This window comes from Demequina sp. NBRC 110054 (assembly GCF_002090115.1).
Classification (GTDB): Bacteria; Actinomycetota; Actinomycetes; order Actinomycetales; family Demequinaceae; genus Demequina.
Genome location: NZ_BBRK01000004.1, coordinates 1879870 through 1897820 on the forward strand (window position 1 = coordinate 1879870; position 17951 = coordinate 1897820).

General features: G+C 71.2%; 16 protein-coding genes. 11 read left to right on the plus strand and 5 right to left on the minus strand.

What is annotated here, in order from left to right; translation table 11 throughout:
- Nucleotides 1-120 precede the first annotated feature (120 nt).
- Nucleotides 121-1719, plus strand: a complete 1599-nt coding sequence (gene cimA, locus B7K23_RS08580; RefSeq protein WP_084125917.1) for a citramalate synthase — start codon at nt 121-123, stop codon at nt 1717-1719.
- Nucleotides 1720-1788: 69 nt separating this feature from the next.
- Here cimA and B7K23_RS08585 read toward each other — a convergent pair whose 3' ends face one another.
- The gene (locus B7K23_RS08585) at nt 1789-4515 is read right to left on the minus strand and encodes a PAS domain-containing sensor histidine kinase (protein WP_084125918.1); all 2727 of its coding nucleotides are present in this window, start codon (nt 4513-4515) and stop codon (nt 1789-1791) included.
- Between the two features lie 168 nt (nt 4516-4683).
- On the opposite strand from B7K23_RS08585, the gene B7K23_RS08590 reads away from it, so the two are divergent.
- Complete coding sequence (locus tag B7K23_RS08590) at nt 4684-5754, plus strand: biotin/lipoate A/B protein ligase family protein (RefSeq protein WP_084126265.1); 1071 nt, start codon at nt 4684-4686, stop codon at nt 5752-5754.
- A gap of 23 nt (nt 5755-5777) precedes the next feature.
- Here the strand turns inward: B7K23_RS08590 and B7K23_RS08595 are convergent, their stop codons facing one another.
- The 3 genes from B7K23_RS08595 to ybaK form a co-directional block, all read right to left on the minus strand.
- Nucleotides 5778-6500: a VIT family protein gene (locus tag B7K23_RS08595; protein WP_084125919.1), complete on the minus strand. Its 723-nt coding sequence runs from the start codon at nt 6498-6500 to the stop codon at nt 5778-5780.
- A gap of 120 nt (nt 6501-6620) precedes the next feature.
- Nucleotides 6621-7355: a YggS family pyridoxal phosphate-dependent enzyme gene (locus B7K23_RS08600; RefSeq protein WP_084125920.1), complete on the minus strand. Its 735-nt coding sequence runs from the start codon at nt 7353-7355 to the stop codon at nt 6621-6623.
- Complete coding sequence (gene ybaK, locus B7K23_RS08605; protein WP_084125921.1) at nt 7355-7855, minus strand: Cys-tRNA(Pro) deacylase; 501 nt, start codon at nt 7853-7855, stop codon at nt 7355-7357. The genes B7K23_RS08600 and ybaK overlap by 1 nt, the downstream gene beginning before the upstream one ends.
- 117 nt (nt 7856-7972) lie before the next feature.
- On the opposite strand from ybaK, the gene rnhA reads away from it, so the two are divergent.
- The gene (gene rnhA / locus B7K23_RS08610; RefSeq protein ID WP_143338212.1) at nt 7973-8389 is read left to right on the plus strand and encodes a ribonuclease HI; all 417 of its coding nucleotides are present in this window, start codon (nt 7973-7975) and stop codon (nt 8387-8389) included.
- Between the two features lie 80 nt (nt 8390-8469).
- Nucleotides 8470-9396: a DMT family transporter gene (locus B7K23_RS08615; protein ID WP_234996446.1), complete on the plus strand. Its 927-nt coding sequence runs from the start codon at nt 8470-8472 to the stop codon at nt 9394-9396.
- A gap of 42 nt (nt 9397-9438) precedes the next feature.
- Here the strand turns inward: B7K23_RS08615 and B7K23_RS08620 are convergent, their stop codons facing one another.
- The gene (locus B7K23_RS08620; protein WP_084125923.1) at nt 9439-10380 is read right to left on the minus strand and encodes a hypothetical protein; all 942 of its coding nucleotides are present in this window, start codon (nt 10378-10380) and stop codon (nt 9439-9441) included.
- 306 nt (nt 10381-10686) lie between these two features.
- Here B7K23_RS08620 and B7K23_RS08625 point away from each other — a divergent pair, with 306 nt between their 5' ends.
- From B7K23_RS08625 to B7K23_RS08655, 7 genes are all read left to right on the plus strand, one after another.
- Nucleotides 10687-11892 carry a mechanosensitive ion channel family protein gene (locus tag B7K23_RS08625; RefSeq protein WP_084125924.1) on the plus strand — a complete coding sequence of 402 codons (1206 nt, stop codon included), beginning with the start codon at nt 10687-10689 and terminating at the stop codon, nt 11890-11892.
- A 30-nt stretch (nt 11893-11922) separates the two neighbouring features.
- Nucleotides 11923-12576, plus strand: coding sequence for a YigZ family protein (locus tag B7K23_RS08630; protein ID WP_084125925.1), 654 nt, complete (start codon nt 11923-11925; stop codon nt 12574-12576).
- Nucleotides 12577-12678: 102 nt separating this feature from the next.
- On the plus strand, nt 12679-13662 hold the full coding sequence (locus B7K23_RS08635) for a Gfo/Idh/MocA family protein (protein ID WP_084125926.1): 984 nt from the start codon (nt 12679-12681) through the stop codon (nt 13660-13662).
- A gap of 28 nt (nt 13663-13690) precedes the next feature.
- Nucleotides 13691-16258 carry a LuxR C-terminal-related transcriptional regulator gene (locus B7K23_RS15835; RefSeq protein WP_084125927.1) on the plus strand — a complete coding sequence of 856 codons (2568 nt, stop codon included), beginning with the start codon at nt 13691-13693 and terminating at the stop codon, nt 16256-16258.
- 108 nt (nt 16259-16366) lie between these two features.
- A complete protein-coding gene (locus tag B7K23_RS08645) occupies nt 16367-17050 on the plus strand; it encodes a hypothetical protein (RefSeq protein ID WP_084125928.1) in 684 nt (227 codons plus the stop codon).
- Nucleotides 17047-17721, plus strand: a complete 675-nt coding sequence (locus B7K23_RS08650; protein WP_084125929.1) for a DUF2306 domain-containing protein — start codon at nt 17047-17049, stop codon at nt 17719-17721. The genes B7K23_RS08645 and B7K23_RS08650 overlap by 4 nt, the downstream gene beginning before the upstream one ends.
- Nucleotides 17718-17936 carry a hypothetical protein gene (locus tag B7K23_RS08655; protein WP_084125930.1) on the plus strand — a complete coding sequence of 73 codons (219 nt, stop codon included), beginning with the start codon at nt 17718-17720 and terminating at the stop codon, nt 17934-17936. Before B7K23_RS08650 ends, B7K23_RS08655 begins: the two co-directional genes overlap by 4 nt.
- Nucleotides 17937-17951 lie beyond the last annotated feature (15 nt).

Here is a 17951-nt window from a genome sequence, read left to right on the forward strand (position 1 = left end):
ACACCGCGATCATCATTCCGTAGCGCGTCGGCGAATCACTCCCGACGCGCAGCCTCCCGCACCCAGGGGGGCTTTTTTGTTGGGGAGATGAGCCGGCGGCACGAGCCGAGGAGCGACAAGATGACGGATCTCACCGTCGAGGTCTACGACACCACCCTGCGCGATGGCGCTCAGCAGGAGGGCATGAACCTGTCCGTCGCGGACAAGATGACCATCGCCCCGCTGCTGGACCAGCTGGGAGTCGGCGTGATCGAGGGCGGCTGGCCTGGCGCCGTGCCCAAGGACACCGAGTTCTTCCAGCTGGTCGCGAAGGAGCTCAGCTTCACGAATGCCAAGTTCGCCGCCTTCGGGATGACGCGCCGCGCGGGATCGACCGCCGCGGCGGACCCGCAGGTCCGCGCGCTGCTCGACTCCGAGGCGCCTATCGTCACCCTGGTCGCCAAGACGGACATCCGTCACGCCGAGCGGGCGCTCCGGGTGAGCCCCGACGAGAATCTGCGCATGATCGAGGAGACCGTCGCGTTCCTCGTCGACGAGGGCCGTCGCGTGGTCCTGGACGCCGAGCACTTCTTCGACGGCTACCGCTTCGACGCCGACTACTCCCTGAGGTGCCTCCTGGCGGCCGAGGCCGCGGGCGCATCGTCCCTGGTGCTGTGTGACACCAACGGAGGGATGCTTCCCGACGACATCACCCGCATCGTCACCGACATCCGCGCTCGGACCACCGCCGCGCTCGGCATCCACGCCCACAACGACTCCGGCTGCGCGGTAGCGAACTCGCTCGCCGCGGTCGACGCGGGTGCCACGCACGTGCAGGGCTGCGTGAACGGCTATGGCGAGCGCACCGGCAACGCCGACCTCATCGCCGTCGCGGCGAACCTCGAGCTCAAGCGGGGCGCGACCGCGCTCGCGCCCGGCTCACTCGCCGAGTCCACCCGCATCGCCCACGCGATCGCGGAGGTCACCAACATCGCTCCGTTCGCACGGCAGCCGTACGTCGGCGCCTCTGCATTCGCCCATAAGGCGGGGCTGCACGCCTCGGCGATCAAGGTGGACCCCGACCTGTATCAGCACACCGATCCCGCGCACGTGGGCAACGACATGAGGATGCTCGTCTCGGAGATGGCGGGAAGGGCGTCGATCGAGCTCAAGGGCAAGGAGCTCGGCTACGACCTGTCGGGCCAGAGCGACCTGCTCCGGCGCGTCACCGAGCGCGTCAAGCACGCCGAGGCGGCCGGATACACGTACGACGCCGCCGACGCCTCGTTCGACCTGCTGCTCAGGTCCGAGCTCGGCACGCTCGACCGCTACTGGTCCGTCGAGGAGTGGCGCGTGCGGGTGTCCTCCGATCCGGGGGACCCGACCGAGGCGGGGGCCGAGGCCGTGCTCAAGCTCAGGGCAGGCGGCGACCGCCACCTGGTCGTGGGCGAGGGCAACGGCCCGGTCAACGCGCTCGACCACGCCTTGCGCACCGCGCTCGCGAAGGTGTATCCCGAGATCGCGCGGTTCGAGCTCACCGACTTCAAGGTGCGCATCATGGACGCGAGCCACGGCACCGACGCGATCACGCGCGTGCTCGTGACGACGATCGACACCGAGACGGGTCGCTCGTGGGTCACGGTCGGCGTCGGGCCGAACGTCATCGAGGCGTCGTGGGAGGCGCTCACCGACGCGTTCTACTACGGGCTCGCGACGCTCGAGGTCGCGCCGACTCCCTGATGCTGCGGCGCAACCTCGCGGGGCGGCAGAAGGGGTGTTCCGCCCGGGGCGGTGACGGTCCGCTTGTGGCTAGCGCTCGAACGACGTGCGCTCCATCGCCTCGGAGACGCGCTCGGTGAGCTGCTGCGCCGTGTAGGGCTTCGACAGCAGCAGCACGCCCTCGTCGAGGCGGCCGTCATGCAGGACGACGTTCTCGGTGTACCCGGAGGTGAACAGGACGGGAACCTCGGGACGACGCTGGTGCACCTCGTCTGCGAGATCCCTGCCCGTCATCCCGTCGGGCATGATCACGTCGGTGAACAGCAGATCGACCTGGTCGAGAGTCTCCATCAGAGCGAGCGCCTCCGGTCCGGAGGCCGCGGCGTGGACCGTATGGCCGAGCCCGCGGAGCCGCTCGCTCGCGAACGCGCGCACGAGGTCGTCGTCCTCGGCGAGCAGGATCACCCCTGGGCGGATGGGACGGATCGGCGGCAGCTCATGCGGCGCGCGAGTCGCGGCGTCGGTGCGGGACAGCGGGAGATAGAGCTTGAACGTCGTGCCGACGCCCGGCTCGGAGTAGACGGCGATGTGCCCGCCCGTCTGCTTGACGAAGCCCCACACCATCGCGAGGCCGAGGCCCGAGCCCTTGCCCTTCGCCTTGGTCGTGAAGAACGGCTCGAACAGCCGGTCGACGTCCTCGGGGTCGATCCCTTCCCCCGAGTCGGAGACGTCGACGAGCACGTAGCGGCCCGGACGCACGTCCGCGTGGCTCTCCGCGTAGTCGTCGTCGAGGACGGTCTCGGTCGCGCCGATCGCGACCTTGCCGCCGTCGGGCATCGAGTCCCGCGCGTTGAGCACGAGGTTGATCAGCGCGTTCTCGAACTGGCCCACGTCGAGCATGACGGCCGGCAGGTCGAGATCGGGGGAGACAGCGAGATCGACCCGCTCGCCCACGGTCCGCTTGAGCATGGGCGCGAGAGTGTCGAGGCAGTCCGCGAGGTCCACGGCGTGCGGCTCGAGGGGCTGCTTGCGCGCGAAGGCGAGGAGCCGCGAGGTCAGGTCGGCCCCGCGCTTGGCGGACTCGACCACGAGCTCGGCCATCTCGCGGGCCTCGTGGCCCACCTGCGGGTCCTCGGCGACCGCTTCCGCGCCTCCGAGCACCACCGTGAGCACGTTGTTGAAGTCGTGCGCGATCCCGCCGGTGAGGCGGCCGACCGACTCGAGCCGTTGGGCCTGTGCGAGCTGCTCCGACAGCCGGCGTACCTCGGTCACGTCGCGGTGGAACACCGACAGGCCGCGGGGCGTGGGGGTGGCGGTCACCGTGAACCACTTCTTCAGCCCCTTGCTGAAGTAGGTGAAGGTGTGGGGCGTCCCGGTCGCCATCGCGATCTGAAGCCCCTCCATCGCCTGGGGATCGGGTGTGAAGGGGAACACATCCCACAGCTTCTCGCCGACCAGGTCATCGGAGAGGCGCCCGATCTCGGCGCGGGCCGACGAGTTGGAGTACGCGATCCGCCAGTCGTGGTCGACCGCGTAGACCCCGTCGGTGGTGGACTCGAGGATCGTGGCGACCTCGGCCGCGAGGTCCTCCGCGTGCTGCTTGAGCCTCACCGCGGAGTCGACGTTGACGGTCGCACCCCACCACCGCACGACGTTGCCGTCGTCGTCGCGCTCGGCGGTCGCGCTCACGTGGAACCACTCGTAGTGCCCGTCCGTCGCGCGCATCCGAATCTCATTCTCGAACGCCTCGCCGGTCTGAACCGCGGAGGCCCAACCGGCGACGGAATCGTCCACGTCATCGGGATGGATCAGGTCGGGCCAGGCGTCGGGCTGCGCGGGGTCGTTGCCGCGTCCCCAGAAGTCGTGCAGCACGCTGTTCGCGAAGTTGATGCTGCCCTGGGCGTCTGCGCCCCAGACGGCGAAGGGGAGCGATTCCGCGAACGACGCGAAGCGGCGGGCCTCCTCCTCGGCGGCGGACTCGGCCTCGGCCCAGCGGGTGATGTCCTGCATCGAGCCGTGCACCATCATCCTGCCCTGCTCGTCCGTCGAGACGGGGTCTCCCATGATGAGCAGATGCTTGCGGGCGCCGCTCGCGGTCACAGCGTCGAACTCCGAGCGGAAGGGCGAGCGGGTCTGGAACGCGTGGAGGAACGAGCCGAGGAACCGCTCCTGATCGTGGGGGGCGAGGAAGTGGATCGCCTGCCCGACGTCGATCGGCGTGTCGGGCTCGACCTCGATGATCGCCGCGGCGCGCGGGCCCCAGATCACCGCCTGCTGCTCCGGGTCGAAGTACCACGTGCCGATCGGCGCGATCTCCGACGCCGCCGCGATCATCTTGGTGGTCTGCGCGCGCGAGGACTCCGCGACCCTCAGGTCCGCCTCGAGGCGGCGCGCCCGTGCGGTGCGGTTCAGCGCGATCAGCACCGCCATGCAGCTCGCGGCGATCAGGCCGATCGCGGTGATGTGGGAGAATAGCATCGGGCCAAGGTCGTCCTGGGCGCCCGGGACCTTGGCGATCGTGACGACGGCGACGATCGTGCCTGTCGTCAGCGCCGTCCCGATCACGTAGCGCCTGTCCCGGGTGAATCCCGAGGCGAGCACGACGATCGCATAGAGCGAGCTGACGTCGTATCCCCGTGGAAGCAGGACGTTCACGGTGGCGACGGCGACGACTCCGAGAGCCACCAGCAGCCAGGCGGGAAGGTCGCCGCGGCGCGACCCGGTGCGGATCGGCACCTCGGAGGAGACGGTAGTCTCCAGCCGGCGCAGATCCTCCACGCTGGGGCCGTTGGCCCCGCCCTCAGCGGAAGACGCCATGCGGTCATGCTAGCCGCGCTGGCCAGGGTGTCCAGGGGAGTGCCCGAGGATGTGACGGACCGCGCACGCCAGGGCACGAGGCACATGATGCCGGGAGGAGAGCGTCACGCGGCCTCGAACGCACGCGCCGAGGTGAGCGAAGCCGCCGCGACAGGGCAGGATGGACACATGCATGGCGAGTACAAGGTTCCCGGCGGCAAGCTCGTCGTCGCGGACGTCGAGACGACCACCGACACGACCACCGACAGCGACCACCCTCGGCTGAGCAGCGTCGTCATCTCGGGTGACTTCTTCATGGAGCCCGCAGAGACCATCCTCGAGATCAACAGGGCTCTCACCGGGCTGCCGGCCTCGACGCCGGTCGGCCCCCTTGCGGAGGCGGTCGAACGCGCCGCCGCGGGTGCCACCATGATCGGCTTCACCCCCGAGTCGGTCGCGATCGCGGTGCGTCGCGCGCTCGGTCATGCGACGAGCTGGCATGACCACACGTTCGACGTCATCCACGACGAGCCGCGTGCGCCGCACGTGCAGATGGCGCTCGACGAGGTGCTCACGCAGGAGGTCGCCGCAGGTCGCCGCGGCCCCACGCTGCGCGTCTGGGAGTGGGAGAGGCCGACCGTCGTGATCGGCTCCTTCCAGTCGCTGCGCAACGAGGTGGACCCCGAGGGCGCGGAGCGTCACGGCATCACGGTGACCCGCCGCGTGTCCGGCGGCGGCGCGATGTTCATCCAGCCGGGCAACACGATCACCTACTCGCTGTCTGTCCCGTCGTCCCTGGTCGAGGGCCTCAGCTTCGAGCAGTCGTACGCGTTCCTGGACGACTGGGTCCTGGGCGCTCTGCGCGACGTGGGTGTCGAGGCGACGTACGTGCCGCTCAACGACATCGCGTCCCCCGCGGGCAAGATCGCGGGCGCGGCGCAGAAGCGCTACGCCGCGGGGGCCGTCCTTCACCACGTGACGATGGCCTACGACATCGACGCCGACGCGATGCTCGACGTGCTGCGCATCGGCCGCGAGAAGCTCTCGGACAAGGGCACGAAGAGCGCGAACAAGCGCGTGGACCCCGTGCGCAGCCAGACGGGGATGGCGCGGGGCGACGTGATCGACGCGTTCCTCGCACACTTCGCGGGCCGCTTCTCGACCCAGGCCGGCGCGGTCTCACCCGACGAGGTGCGGCAGGCCGAGCGACTCGTCGAGTCGAAGTTCGGCACCGAGGAGTGGATCCACCTGGTCCCGTAGCGGACGACGTGGGACCAGCCCGCCTAGACGGCGACGCCGACCAGGGAGCCGACCCCGAAGGTGATCGCCATCGCGAGCGAACCGCCCAGGACGTTGCGCAGGACCGCCTTGCGGGCCGGCGACTTCGCGATGACCGCGGAGATGTAGCCCGTGATGCCGAGCGCGATCGCGACGAGCACGAACGTCAGGGGGATGCGCCAGCCCGCGGGCGGAAGCGTCGTCGTGAGCAGCGGGGTGAGGCCGCCGACCGTGAAGGCGATGATCGAGGCGAAGCCCGCGGCCCACGGGTTCGTGAGGTCGTCGGGGTCGATCCCCAGGTGCATGCGCGCGTGCACGTTGAGCGGGTCCTTCTCCATCTGCTCCTGGGCCGCGGCGCGCGCGGTGGCCTCGCTCATGCCGGTGTCCATGTGGAGCCGCACGAGCTGCTCGAGCTCCCACTTGGGGCGCGCCTTCTGCCAGATGCGCTCGCGGTCGAGCAGCGCCTCCTCGGCGTCGCGCTGGGCGGAGACCGAGACGAACTCGCCGACGCCCATCGAGAGGGCGCCGGCCACGACGCTCGCGATCGCGGTGAGGATGATGATGGACAGGTCGGTGGTGGCCGCGGCGACGCCGACCAGCAGCGCGGCGATCGAGACGATGCCGTCGTTCGCGCCCAGCACGCCCGCACGCAGCCAGTTGAGGCGCGACGACATGGCCTCCTCGTCGGGGCCCGCGAAGATGTTCGGCCGATGCGTGTCGCTGCTCATGCCGTCAGGCTAGGGCCGCGCGGGGCAGTTCGGCTAGGCAGATGAGGCTTGCCTCACCGCGTGAACCTTCGTGCGCCAGAGCGGGCTCCGGCGCGCGGGGAACGCGCGCTGCGCCGCGTCTCAGACAGCCGGACGCGCGCCCATGATCGCGGTGCCGACGCGCACCATCGTCGCGCCCTCGGCGATCGCCCACTCGAGGTCGCCCGACATCCCCATCGACAGCTCCCACGCGTCGCGAAGGGAGTACTTTCCGCGCTCCGACTCGATCAGCGCCGTGTCGCGGATCTCGCGCAGCCGTCGGTAGCCCGCGCGGACCGCGCCCTCGTCCGAGGAGTTCAGGCCGATCGTCATGAAGCCCGTCACCGTGAGCGAGGGGAGCGCCTGCACGTCGGCGGCGAGCGCGAGCGCGTCGTCCGGGTCGACGCCTGCCTTCGAGTCCTCGCCCGAGACGTTCACCTGGATCATCACTGAGAGCTCCTTCTCCCGCTCGGACGCGAGCCGGGACAGCCGCTCGGCGAGCCTCAGCGAGTCCACGGTCTGGATGCAGCTCGCGAAGTCCACGGCAGTCGCCGCCTTGTTGCGCTGGAGCTGGCCGATCACATGCACCTCGGCGCCCGTCTCCGCGAGCGCGGGGCCCTTCACCGCGAGCTCCTGCATGCGCGACTCGCCCACGAGCGTGCCCCCGGCGGCGACCACGGCGCGCGCCGCATCGGCGTCCCACGTCTTGGTCGCGACCAGCAGCCGTACTCCCGCGCCCGCGCGCCCGCACGACGCCTCGGCGACGTGGATGCGCGCCTTGGCCTCGGCGATCGCGGCGGCGGGGTCCCAGTCGGCCAGCGGGGGGTTGAGCTCCATCAGTTCTCCTTCGCGATGTCCGCCACGACCGCGTCGGTCAGCCGGATGAGATCGGCGGGGGCGAGCGAGATGTCCATCCCGCGTCGGCCTCCCGAGACGTAGATGACGTCGAACAGCTCGGCGGTCTCGTCGAGCGCCGTAGGATGCGCGTGGCGCTGGCCGAGCGGCGAGATACCGCCCACGACGTAGCCCGTGGCGCGCTCGGCGTGCTTCGGGTCGGCCATCTCGGCGCGCTTGGCGCCGAACGCCTTGGCGAGCGCCTTGAGGTCGAGCAGGCCGTCCACGGGGACGATGCCGACGGTCAGGTGGCCGTCGACCTCGGCGCACAGCGTCTTGAAGACCTGCTCGGGCTCGATGCCGAGCGCGGTCGCCGCCTCCATCCCGAAGCTGAGGTCCGTCGAGGGGTCGTGCTCGTACTCGTGCACGCCGTGCGCGACGCCCGCCTCGATCAGGGCGTGGATCGCGGGCGTGCTGCCGCCGGCGGCGTGCTTGCGGGACATGGGTCCATTGTGTCGCGTCTCGAGCGCAGGGTCGTCGCATGAGCCGTGCGCGACGCCGAGCCCGCCGAGTCCGGCTACCGTATGCGGGTGGCTGACGAGACTCTGACCAAGGTCGACATGTGGACCGACGGCGCATGCAAGGGCAACCCCGGACCCGGAGGCTGGGGCGTGCTGATGCGCTCCGCGGGCCGCGAGAAGGAGCTCTTCGGCGGCGAGAAGGTCACGACCAACAACCGCATGGAGCTCATGGCGGTCATCGAGGGCCTCAAGACCCTCAACCGGCGCTGCGACGTCACCCTCCACGTGGACTCCCAGTACGTGAAGAACGGCGCCCAGTCGTGGATGAAGGGCTGGAAGCGCAACGGCTGGAAGACCTCGAACAAGCAGCCCGTGAAGAACGTGGAGCTGTGGAAGGCGCTCGACGAGCAGCTCGGTCGTCACGACATCACCTGGGTGTGGGTCAAGGGCCACGCGGGCGACCCCGGCAACGAGAAGGCCGACGAGCTCGCCAACCGGGGCACCCCGAAGGCGTAGATTTCTGCTCGGACCCAGGGACGATGCTGGGGTGGCCGCGGGAACAGGACGGGGACGATGCTCGGATCGGGTGGGTGCGCGTGAGCGGCCGCTTCGCAGCCGTCGGCGCGCTTGTTCTCACGTCGATCCTGTGGGGCACGACGGGCACCGCAGCGACCTTCGCGCCCGACGCGGGCCCGCTCGCGATCGGCGCCGCGGCGCTCGGCATCGGTGGCGTCCTGCAGGCGGTCATCGCGATCCCGGCCCTGCGCCGGGACGCCGGCACCCTCAAGGCCGAGTGGAGCATCGTCCTGATCGGCGCCGTGGCCGTCGCGATCTACCCGCTCGCGTTCTACTCGTCGATGCACCTCGCGGGCGTGGCCATCGGGACGACGGTGTCGCTCGCGTCGGCGCCGCTCGCCGCCGGCGTCCTGGAGCGCGTGGTCGACGGGACGCGGTTGAGCAGGACGTGGGCCGTCGCCGCGGGGCTCGGCGTCGTCGGCGCGGCCCTGCTGAGCGCGTCCGATCTCTCGGGTCATGCGGGTGCCGACGGCGGGACAGCGTGGGGCGTGCTGCTCGGCCTGGTCGCGGGCGCAACCTATGCGACGTACTCGTGGGCCGCGCGGCGGCTCATGCAGGCTGGCGCGTCTCGCGGCGCGTCGATGGGGGCCGTGTTCGGCCTGGGTGGCGCGCTGCTCATGCCCGTGCTGCTCGCGACGGGCGCACCCCTCGTCGCGACCCCCGAGGCCGTCGCCGTCGCGGCGTACATGGCGCTGGTGCCGATGTTCGCGGGCTACGTGCTGTTCGGTTTCGGGCTCGCGACGGTTGGCGCGTCCACGGCGACGACGATCACGCTGCTTGAGCCAGCCGTCGCCGCGGTGCTCGCCTTCGTCGTGGTGGGGGAGCGGCTCGGGACGCTCGGCTGGGTGGGCCTCGCGCTCATCGGCGTCGTGCTGGTGCTGCTCGCGCTCGCGCCGAGCGCGGCGGACGACGCCACGGGCGAGCCGGAGCTCGAGTCTCGGCTCTAGGCCCGCCCGCAGTGCGTCGCCACGTCCCGGAGATCGGGGTCGTCAGGACTTCTTCCCTCCTGGTGTCACCGCGAGATAGATGCTCACGGAGTGCCCGTCCTCGCTGATCTCCATGTCGTTCACTCCGGGCTCGGACTCGGTCGTGAGCTCGTCGTCGGCGACCTGGTCGAGGATCTCGTCGGCCGTCACGGTCGTCGGCAGCGTCACCGTCAGGCGGTAGGTGCCGACCGCGGGCAGGTCCTCGTACTGACCCCAGTTGTAGCCGTAGACGATCGCGCCCATCGAGTTGAGCTCCGCCGACATCGTCACGTGGTCGAGCAGCGTCGCGACGTTCTCGTGAGAATCGTCGACCAGGGCGATCGTGAGTGTCACGCCTGGCGCCCAGACGCGCATCGCTGTGGCGTTGTCGGTGCCGTCCGTCGTGTCGATCGCGTAGGCGGTGCCATCGGTGCCGAAGCCGAGGAAGCGGTCCGTGCCCTTCTTCTGGCTCGGCAGTGGCGCGTTGAGCGACTGCATCTCGTAGCCGGTCATGACTGCGCCGGACACGGTGCCGTCGGTGAAGTCGAGCAGGCCCGCCTCGACGCGGATCTGCTTGCCGGCCTTGAGCGCCGTGGTGCCGACAAGGTTGTCGCCCCAGTCGAAGGTCACGGTCGCGTCCGAGGCCACCGTGCACGAGGCCATCCACTGCGCGAGCGTCTGCTGCTCCCACAGGGTCGTGGCGCTCCCGCCGTCGGCATCGGCCGCGATGCCGTCATCGCCGGGAGCCTGCGGCGACAGGCCGCAGTCGCCCGGAAGGTCGTATCCAGGCGTCTCGAGCGTGCGGAACGATCCGCCGATGAAGACGGTCGGCACGGAGAGGTTGTTCACGTACTCCTCCCCGCCTCCCTTCGGTCCCTGCGCCTTGTCGCTCTTGGCCTGCGCGGGCGCCGCGATCGCGATTGCGGCGAGCGCGAGTGCCGCGACCGCCAGTGTTCCCCTCTGCATTTCCCCTCTCCTCCCGTGGGGGCGGTGGGGCATCCGGAAGTGTGTGCCACACCGTCCGGGACGCGGCGCCTTTGCCGCGACCCATACCTTCCGTGCTACGCCTCGGGCGCGCGGACGCAAGGGACGAAGGTCCCTCTCGAGTCGGCGTGGGTGGCTGGGCAAGTCGGTGTGGCGGGGCGCCCCGGTATGGCGCGGCTGGGCGCGTCGGGAGACTGCGCGGCGCCTGCGCGCCGCATTCTGAGGAATAGGCGTGCCACGGGCCGCGGTTGGACCCGATGACGACTCACGAAGACAGCAGGGAGACGCATGCTTGAGGACGGGTTGCAGGTACTGATCGCTGTGGGGATCAGCGTCGGCGGGGCTCTCGTCGCGCTGATCGTGGTCGAGGCCCTCATGAGGCTCATCGCGCGCCGCAGCGAGTGGGCGCGTGGCCTCAAGGCCCAGGTGCGCCGCCCGTTCCGGGTGCTCGCGATCGTGCTGGGCCTGTGGATCGGGCTGCGTGCGGCGCTCATCGGCGCCGACTGGTGGCACGGCTTCACACGCATCTTCACGATCGCGGCCGTCGTCATCGTCGCGTGGCTGCTGATCGCGCTCGTGCAGTTCTTCTCCGACATCGCGCTCGGCTACAGCAAGATCGACGTGCCGGACAACGGCCTCGCCCGGCGCCTGCGCACGCAGACGCTCATCGTGAAGCGGCTCGCGATCGCGCTCATCGTCGTGATCGCGGTGGGCGGCATCCTGTTCACCTTCGACGAGGTGCGCGCGGTCGGGGCGAGCGTGCTCGCCTCGGCGGGCATCGCCTCGATCGTCGCGGGCCTCGCGGCGCAGTCGGTGCTCGGCAACATGTTCGCGGGCGTGCAGCTCGTCTTCTCCGATGCGCTGCGCGTCGACGACGTGATCGTCGCCCGCGGCGAGTGGGGCCGGGTCGGCGAGATCACGCTGAGCTACGTGGTTCTCGACCTGTGGGACGACCGGCGCCTGGTGCTGCCGTGCACCTACTTCACGACGACTCCGTACGAGAACTGGACGCGGCAGGGCTCGGAGCTGCTCGGCTCGGTCGAGTTCGACCTCGACTGGCGGGTCTCCCCGCAGAAGATGCGCGAGCACCTTGAGACGGTCCTCACCCAGACGCCGCTGTACGACGGCCGCGCGAACGTGCTCCAGGTGACCGAGGCGACCGGGGGCTACGTGCGGGTCCGCATCCTCGTCACGGCCAAGGACGCCCCGACGCTGTACGACCTGCGCTGCTTCGTGCGCGAGGCGATGGTGCTGTGGATCCAGTCCGTGCTCCCGGACGCCGCGCCCGCCCAGCGCATCCTGCTGTCGGAGCAGAAGGCGAACCCGACGCGCCGGTCGCTCAAGCCCGAGGTCGCGGGCGAGACCGGGCTGTTCCATGGGTCCCCGGAGGCCGAGGAGCGCGCGAGCGCCTTCACCCAGGCGATTCCGCGCGACCAGCTCGAGCAGGAGATCGGCGAGATCTCCCCGGCGCCCGAGGAGCCGCGCCGCGACTGACGCGGACCCCGGCGGCGCTACCCTGCGTGGGTGACCTCCACGCCGCTCCCGTCCACGATCGCGGCACCGGTCGAGCACACTCTCGAGGTCAAGCGATCGGTATTCCTCACCCACCTCGAGCCCGTGCGCTCGATGGAGGAGGCCGACGCGATCATCGCCGCGATCCGCAAGGAGCACTGGGACGCGCGCCACCACTGCACCGCGCTCATCATCGGGCCGAACGCCGACCGCCAGCGCTCGAACGACGACGGCGAGCCCGCCGGCACCGCGGGCGTGCCGATGCTCGAGGTCCTGCGGCATCGTCACGTGACGGACCTGGTCGCGATAGTCACGCGCTGGTTCGGCGGCACTCTTCTGGGTGCGGGCGGCCTGGTGCGCGCGTACGGCTCCGCGGTCTCCGAGACGCTCGACGCGGCGACGGTCGTCGAGCGCGTGCACCTCACCCAGGTCACCGCGGACGTGCCGCACGCCGACGCCGGCCGCGTCCTCGCCTTCCTCCACCAGTGGGCCGATGCGCACGCCGCGGTCCTCGACGACCCCGAGTACGCCGCCGAGGCGCGCTTGTCTGTCCGCGTCGCCCCGGCCGACGTCCCCACCCTCGAGGCCGACCTCGCTGCCCTCACCGCGGGAAGCATCGTCCCCGTGCGGGGAGAGACTCGCGTCGTCGACCGCCCGCGCGGCTGAGACGGCGAGTCGGGGCGCTTGGACCGGGCGCTCCGCTTTCGCGAAGGCGCGCCGAGGGGCAGGCTGGGTGCCATACGGACGATGCTGCGATGAAGGAGCGTCATGGAGGACAGGCTGAGGGTCGCGGTGGTCGGCACGGGCTGGTGGGGCGGCGAGCATGCGCGCATCTTCGCGAGGCGGCGCGACACCGAGCTCGTCGCGATGGTGGGGCGCACGCCGGCCAAGACCGAGCGGGTGGCCGCAGAGTGGAACACTCGCCCGTACACGGATCTGGACACGATGCTCGACGTCGAGCGGCCCGACATCGTGACGCTCGCGCTGCCCAACGAGGCACACTTCGAGCCCACGATGCACCTCATCGGGCGCGGCGTGCCGTTGTTGCTCGAGAAGCCCCTGGTGTTCCGCAGGGAGCAGGCCGACGCGATCATCGCCGCCGCCGAGGAGAAGCACCTCTTCCTCGCCTTCAACCTCAACCATCGCTATGCCGAGCCCGTGCAGAGAGCCAAGGCCGCGATCGACGCGGGTGAGCTCGGGGACATCGTCTTCGCGACGTGGCGCTTCGGAGGCGAGCCGAACTTCGGCGAGGAGCCCTGGGGCAACCTCGTGGAGACGCAGGTGCACGGCCTCGACATGCTCGAGCACCTTGCCGGCCCGATCCGCTCCGTCATGGCGCAGGCGACGGACAGCACGCGCGCGGGCTTCTACACGACGCTCGCCGTCGCGCTCGAGTTCGCGAGCGGGGCGGTCGGCTCGCTCGTCGGGTCGTACGACTCCTCGTACGCGTACCCCGACACCCAGTACATCGAGGTCAACGGCACGGAAGGACGCGCGCTGATCCAGGACACGGTCAAGCGCGTGACGCTGCAGAAGGTCGGTGACGAGGCCAGGCAGGTGTGGGAGCCGGGCTATTTCAACGACGAGGCCCGCACGTTCGTCTACACCTTCGACCGCCACGTCGAGGCGATCCTCGCCGCGTTCCGCGCGGGGGAGGAGCCGCCGATCCACGCGAGGGAGGGTCTGCGCGCGCTGCGGCTCGCGGACGCGATCATCGAATCGTTCGAGAAGGGGGTGCGCGTCCAGGTGTAGCCGAGGCGCGGCCCCCTACGCTGGGCCCATGGCCGTTCCCGGTACCCGCCTCACCGCACCGGTGTCGCGGCGACCCCTCGTCCCGCGACCGCGCCTCGCCGAGCAGCTCGTCGACCCTGCCTTCGCTCCCCGCCTCATGCTCGTGGCGGCGCCTGCGGGATTCGGCAAGACGACGCTGCTGGTCCAGTCGCTCGCCTCGGACCAGGGACGATGCGTCGCGTGGCTCTCGCTCGACGCCACCGACGCGGACGCCGGGCAGTTCCTCGCCCACCTCCTCGCTGCGGTGGAGAAGGCGATCCCCTTGGCAGGCACGGGCGCTCGGACGATGCTCGAGCACCCCGAGACGCCGGCCGAGGACGTGATCGCCGCCCTGCTCGAGGATCTGGAGGGCGCGGGGCCGACGACGCTGGTGCTCGACGACTATCACGCGGTCGACTCGCCTGCGGTCCACGAGGTGGTGACCTTCCTGATCGACAACGTCCCGCCGCACGTCACCGTCGCGATGACGACGCGCGTCGACCCGCCCTTCCCGCTCGCGCGCTGGCGGGCCCGCGGCGAGCTGCTCGAGATCCGCGCGGCGGACCTGCAGTTCACTCCCGAGGAGGCGGCCGTCTTCCTCAACGACGTGATGGGGCTGGGGCTGGGCGCGAGCGCGGTCGAGGCCCTCGAGGGCCGCACGGAGGGGTGGGCCGCGGGGCTGCAGCTCGCGGCGCTGACCGCGCGCGGCAAGCGGGACCACGAGGTGGCCCGCTTCGTCGAGGCGTTCGCGGGCTCGAGCAGGTTCGTCCTCGACTATCTGCTCGAGGAGGTGCTGCGCGATCTCGATGAGGACTCACGCGCCTTCCTGCTCGACACGTCGATCCTGGGAGAGTTGTCGGGACCGCTGTGCGACGCGGTCACGGGAAGGGACGACGGTCAGGCGATGCTCGCGAGGCTCGAGCGCGAGAACCTCTTCCTGATCGGCCTGGACGACGAACGGCGCTGGTTCCGCTTCCATCAGCTCTTCGCCGACGCGCTGCTGGCGCAGCTCGGCGCTGTCCGCCCCGAGCGGGTCGCGCCCCTGCACGAGGCCGCCGCGCGGTGGTATGAGGCGGAGGGGCTGCCGATCGAGGCGGTCCCGCACGCGCTCGCGGCCGGTTCCCACGACCATGCCGCCGCGCTGTTCCAGCGCGCGCTCCCGCACCTCAAGAAGACCCGCCAGGACCACAGGGTCCGCGAGTGGCTCGGCGCCCTGCCCGAGAGCGCGGTACGAGGTCACGCGCTGCTTGCCGCCTACATGGCGTGGGCCAGGATGGCCGAGGGGGACATCCCGGGCGCGACCGGCTGGGTGCATGCGGCCGAGTCCGCTCTTGCCACTTCCGGCCCCGCGGTCGCCGACGCCGACTCCGACGCCGACTCCGATGCCGACCTCGCCGAGGAGCTGCGCGAGCTGCCCGCGACCCTCGAGAGCTATCGCGCGGTGATCGCGCAGGCCACGGGCGACGTCGGCGGCACCGCGGAGCACGCGCGTCGAGCGCTCGAGCTCACGCCTGCCGACAATCACTACGCGCGAGGCGCCGCCGGCGGCATGCTCGCGGCCGCGGAGTGGGCCTCCGGCGACATCGACGCGGCGATCCTCGACTTCGCGGTCGCGATCGATGACCTGCGCGCGGGCGGCTCCGTCACGAACGCGCTCGGCTCCGTCACGGTGCTCGCGACCATGCAGCTCGCGCGCGGCCGCATCGAAGCCGCCCGGCGCCTGTATGAGGAGGCGCTTGCGGAGGCCGAGCGCACGCCGGCGGGAGCCTCGATCCTGGGCGATCTCCACGTCGGTCTCGCGCAGATGCTGCTCGAGCAGGGGGACGCGGCGGGCGCGGAGGCCCACCTCGCCACGGCCGCGGACCTCGGGGACTCCGCATCGCTGCCCGAGAACCGCTGCCGGGCGCTCGCGGTGCGCGCGGACCTCGCGCGCGTGCAGGGGCGCGTCGACGAGGCCCTCGAGCTGCTCGCGCTCGCGTCCGACGCGTATCTGCCGGGGTTCCTGCCCGATGTGGAGCCCGTCGGCTCGGTGCGGGCCCGGTTGCTCGTCGAGGAGGGGCGTCTGGCGGAGGCCGCTGCGTGGGCGGAGCGGTCCGGTGCGTCCGAGGCGCTCACTCGGCTCGTTGCGCAGGCGGCCGTGCCTGCGTACCTCGAGGAGCACGCGGCGCTGACCGCGACGCGGATCGCGATCGCCCGCGACGGGCTGACGGAGGCGCTCGCTCACTGGCTGCGGCTGGTCGTCGACGCGCTGGAGCAGACCTCTCGCCGTCGCGGGCTTGCCGACGCGCTCTCCCTGCTCGGGTCCACATCCCTTCGGGTCCGTGAGGGTCGCTCTGAGGAGGTCGCCGCACCCGGCGGGCACGCGAGCGTCGCTGGGCCGCTCGTCGATCCCCTGAGCGACCGCGAACGCGACGTGCTCCGCCTTCTCGCCTCCGACCTGTCCGGTCCCGACATCGCGCGCGAGCTCTACATCTCGATCAACACGTTCCGCACCCACACCAAGGCGGTCTTCGCGAAGCTCGGGGTGACCTCCCGGCGTGCGGCCGTGACCCGGGCGCGAGAGCTGAGCCTGCTCTGACCCACGCTCGCCAGGCGAACCACATCATGTGGTGATCCGCTCTCACCACGTCCGCTCCTACCGTCGTGGCGTGGTCGGCGAGGGTCCGGCCAGGACACGGAGAGCATCATGGCGATCACCGCCGCAGGGATCTACAAGGCAGCAGGCGTCGCGGTCGCGGCCGCAGGCGCGATCTTCGTCGCCGTGCAGATCAACCATCCGCCGATGACGGCTGAGACGACGATGACGGCCGACTGGGCGATCCGCAGCCTCGCGAAGACCGCGATGGGCGTGCTCGCGGTGCTCGGGCTGAGCGGCCTCTACGCCCGCCAGCGCCGCGAGCTCGGGGTGCTCGGGCTCGTCGGATACCTCGTCTTCGTGCTCGGCTACATGACCCTCATGGCGACCGAGGTGATCGCGTTCGCGGTGCTTCCCACCCTCGCCGAGTCCGACCCCGAGTACGTCACCGAGGTGCTGGTCGCGGCCGGCGGTGGTGCCCCCGCGACCGACATCGGCGCACTCGAGGCGTGGCTCGCCGTCTCAGGCATCCTCTACCTCGTGGGCGGCCTGGTCTTCGCGATCGCCCTCACGCGCACCGGGGTGCTGTGGCGCTGGGCGTCGATCCTTCTCGGAGTCGGCGTGCTTGGCACGGGCGCTCTCGCGGTGCTGCCCGAGTCCTTCAACCGGCCCATGGCGGTGCCGATCGGCCTCGCGCTGATCGCGCTCGGCGTCTCGCAGTGGCGCGCCTCCGGGGTCGACGACGCCTCCGCCGCCGGTTCCTCCGTGCCCGAGGACGCGAAGGTCGCGGCATGAAGACCAGGCGCGGCGCAGGCACTGCGGCGGCGCTTCTCGCGCTCGGGCTCGTCCCGATCGCGGGCGGCGTCCTGCGCCTCCTCCAGCTCTCGGGCGGACCCGCGCTGATCGAGGCGGATGCGAGGTTCGACTCCGTGCCCGGTCCGATCGCGGTCCATGTCGTCGCCTCGCTCATCTTCGCCGCGCTGGGACCCGCGCAGTTCGTGCCGGCCCTGCGTCGTCGATCGTGGCACCGCCGGGCGGGCCGGGTGGTCGCAGGCGCCGGTCTGCTCGCGGCCATCACGGCCCTGTGGCTCACGCTCGCCTACGAGAGGGCCGACGGTACCGGCGACCTGCTGTACGTGGTTCGTCTGGTGTTCGGCGCGGCCATGGGCGCGGCGCTCGTGCTCGGCGTCCGGGCGATTCTGCGGCGCGACGTGACCGCGCATCGTGCCTGGATGATCCGCGCCTACGCGCTCGGCCTCGGCGCCGGAACCCAGGCCGTCACGCAGGGCGTCGGACCCGCGCTGATCGGCGAGGGGGTGCTGCAGACGGACCTCGAGTACGCGGCGGGCTGGCTCGTCAACCTCGTGGTCGCTGAGGTCGTGATCCGGTATCCCGGGTGGAACGCGCGTCGGCGACGCCGGGCGGCAGTGCCGCGCACTGGCGCGACCGTGGGTGCGGCGCGATGACCGCCACGGCGACGGCGGTCTACACGATCCGTCTCGACGGCCACCTGGGGGACCACTGGGCGTGGCGGCTCGGGGGGCTCGATCTGCGCCGCGAGCCGGACGGCACCACCACGCTGAGCGGGGCGGTTTCGGATCAGAGCCACCTCCACGCGGTGCTTGCGGCGGTGCGCGACATCGGCGCGACCCTGCTCGAGGTGCGCCGGGAACCGCAGTAGGTGCCAGTCGGTGCT

Coding starts and splice junctions, on each gene's coding strand:
- cimA (WP_084125917.1), top strand. CDS start 121: ATGACGGATCTCACCGTCGAGGTCTACGACACCACCCTGCGCGATGGC.
- B7K23_RS08585 (WP_084125918.1), bottom strand. CDS start 4,515: ATGGCGTCTTCCGCTGAGGGCGGGGCCAACGGCCCCAGCGTGGAGGAT.
- B7K23_RS08590 (WP_084126265.1), top strand. CDS start 4,684: ATGCATGGCGAGTACAAGGTTCCCGGCGGCAAGCTCGTCGTCGCGGAC.
- B7K23_RS08595 (WP_084125919.1), bottom strand. CDS start 6,500: ATGAGCAGCGACACGCATCGGCCGAACATCTTCGCGGGCCCCGACGAG.
- B7K23_RS08600 (WP_084125920.1), bottom strand. CDS start 7,355: ATGGAGCTCAACCCCCCGCTGGCCGACTGGGACCCCGCCGCCGCGATC.
- ybaK (WP_084125921.1), bottom strand. CDS start 7,855: ATGTCCCGCAAGCACGCCGCCGGCGGCAGCACGCCCGCGATCCACGCC.
- rnhA (WP_143338212.1), top strand. CDS start 7,973: ATGTGGACCGACGGCGCATGCAAGGGCAACCCCGGACCCGGAGGCTGG.
- B7K23_RS08620 (WP_084125923.1), bottom strand. CDS start 10,380: ATGCAGAGGGGAACACTGGCGGTCGCGGCACTCGCGCTCGCCGCAATC.
- B7K23_RS08625 (WP_084125924.1), top strand. CDS start 10,687: ATGCTTGAGGACGGGTTGCAGGTACTGATCGCTGTGGGGATCAGCGTC.
- B7K23_RS08635 (WP_084125926.1), top strand. CDS start 12,679: ATGGAGGACAGGCTGAGGGTCGCGGTGGTCGGCACGGGCTGGTGGGGC.
- B7K23_RS15835 (WP_084125927.1), top strand. CDS start 13,691: ATGGCCGTTCCCGGTACCCGCCTCACCGCACCGGTGTCGCGGCGACCC.
- B7K23_RS08645 (WP_084125928.1), top strand. CDS start 16,367: ATGGCGATCACCGCCGCAGGGATCTACAAGGCAGCAGGCGTCGCGGTC.
- B7K23_RS08650 (WP_084125929.1), top strand. CDS start 17,047: ATGAAGACCAGGCGCGGCGCAGGCACTGCGGCGGCGCTTCTCGCGCTC.
- B7K23_RS08655 (WP_084125930.1), top strand. CDS start 17,718: ATGACCGCCACGGCGACGGCGGTCTACACGATCCGTCTCGACGGCCAC.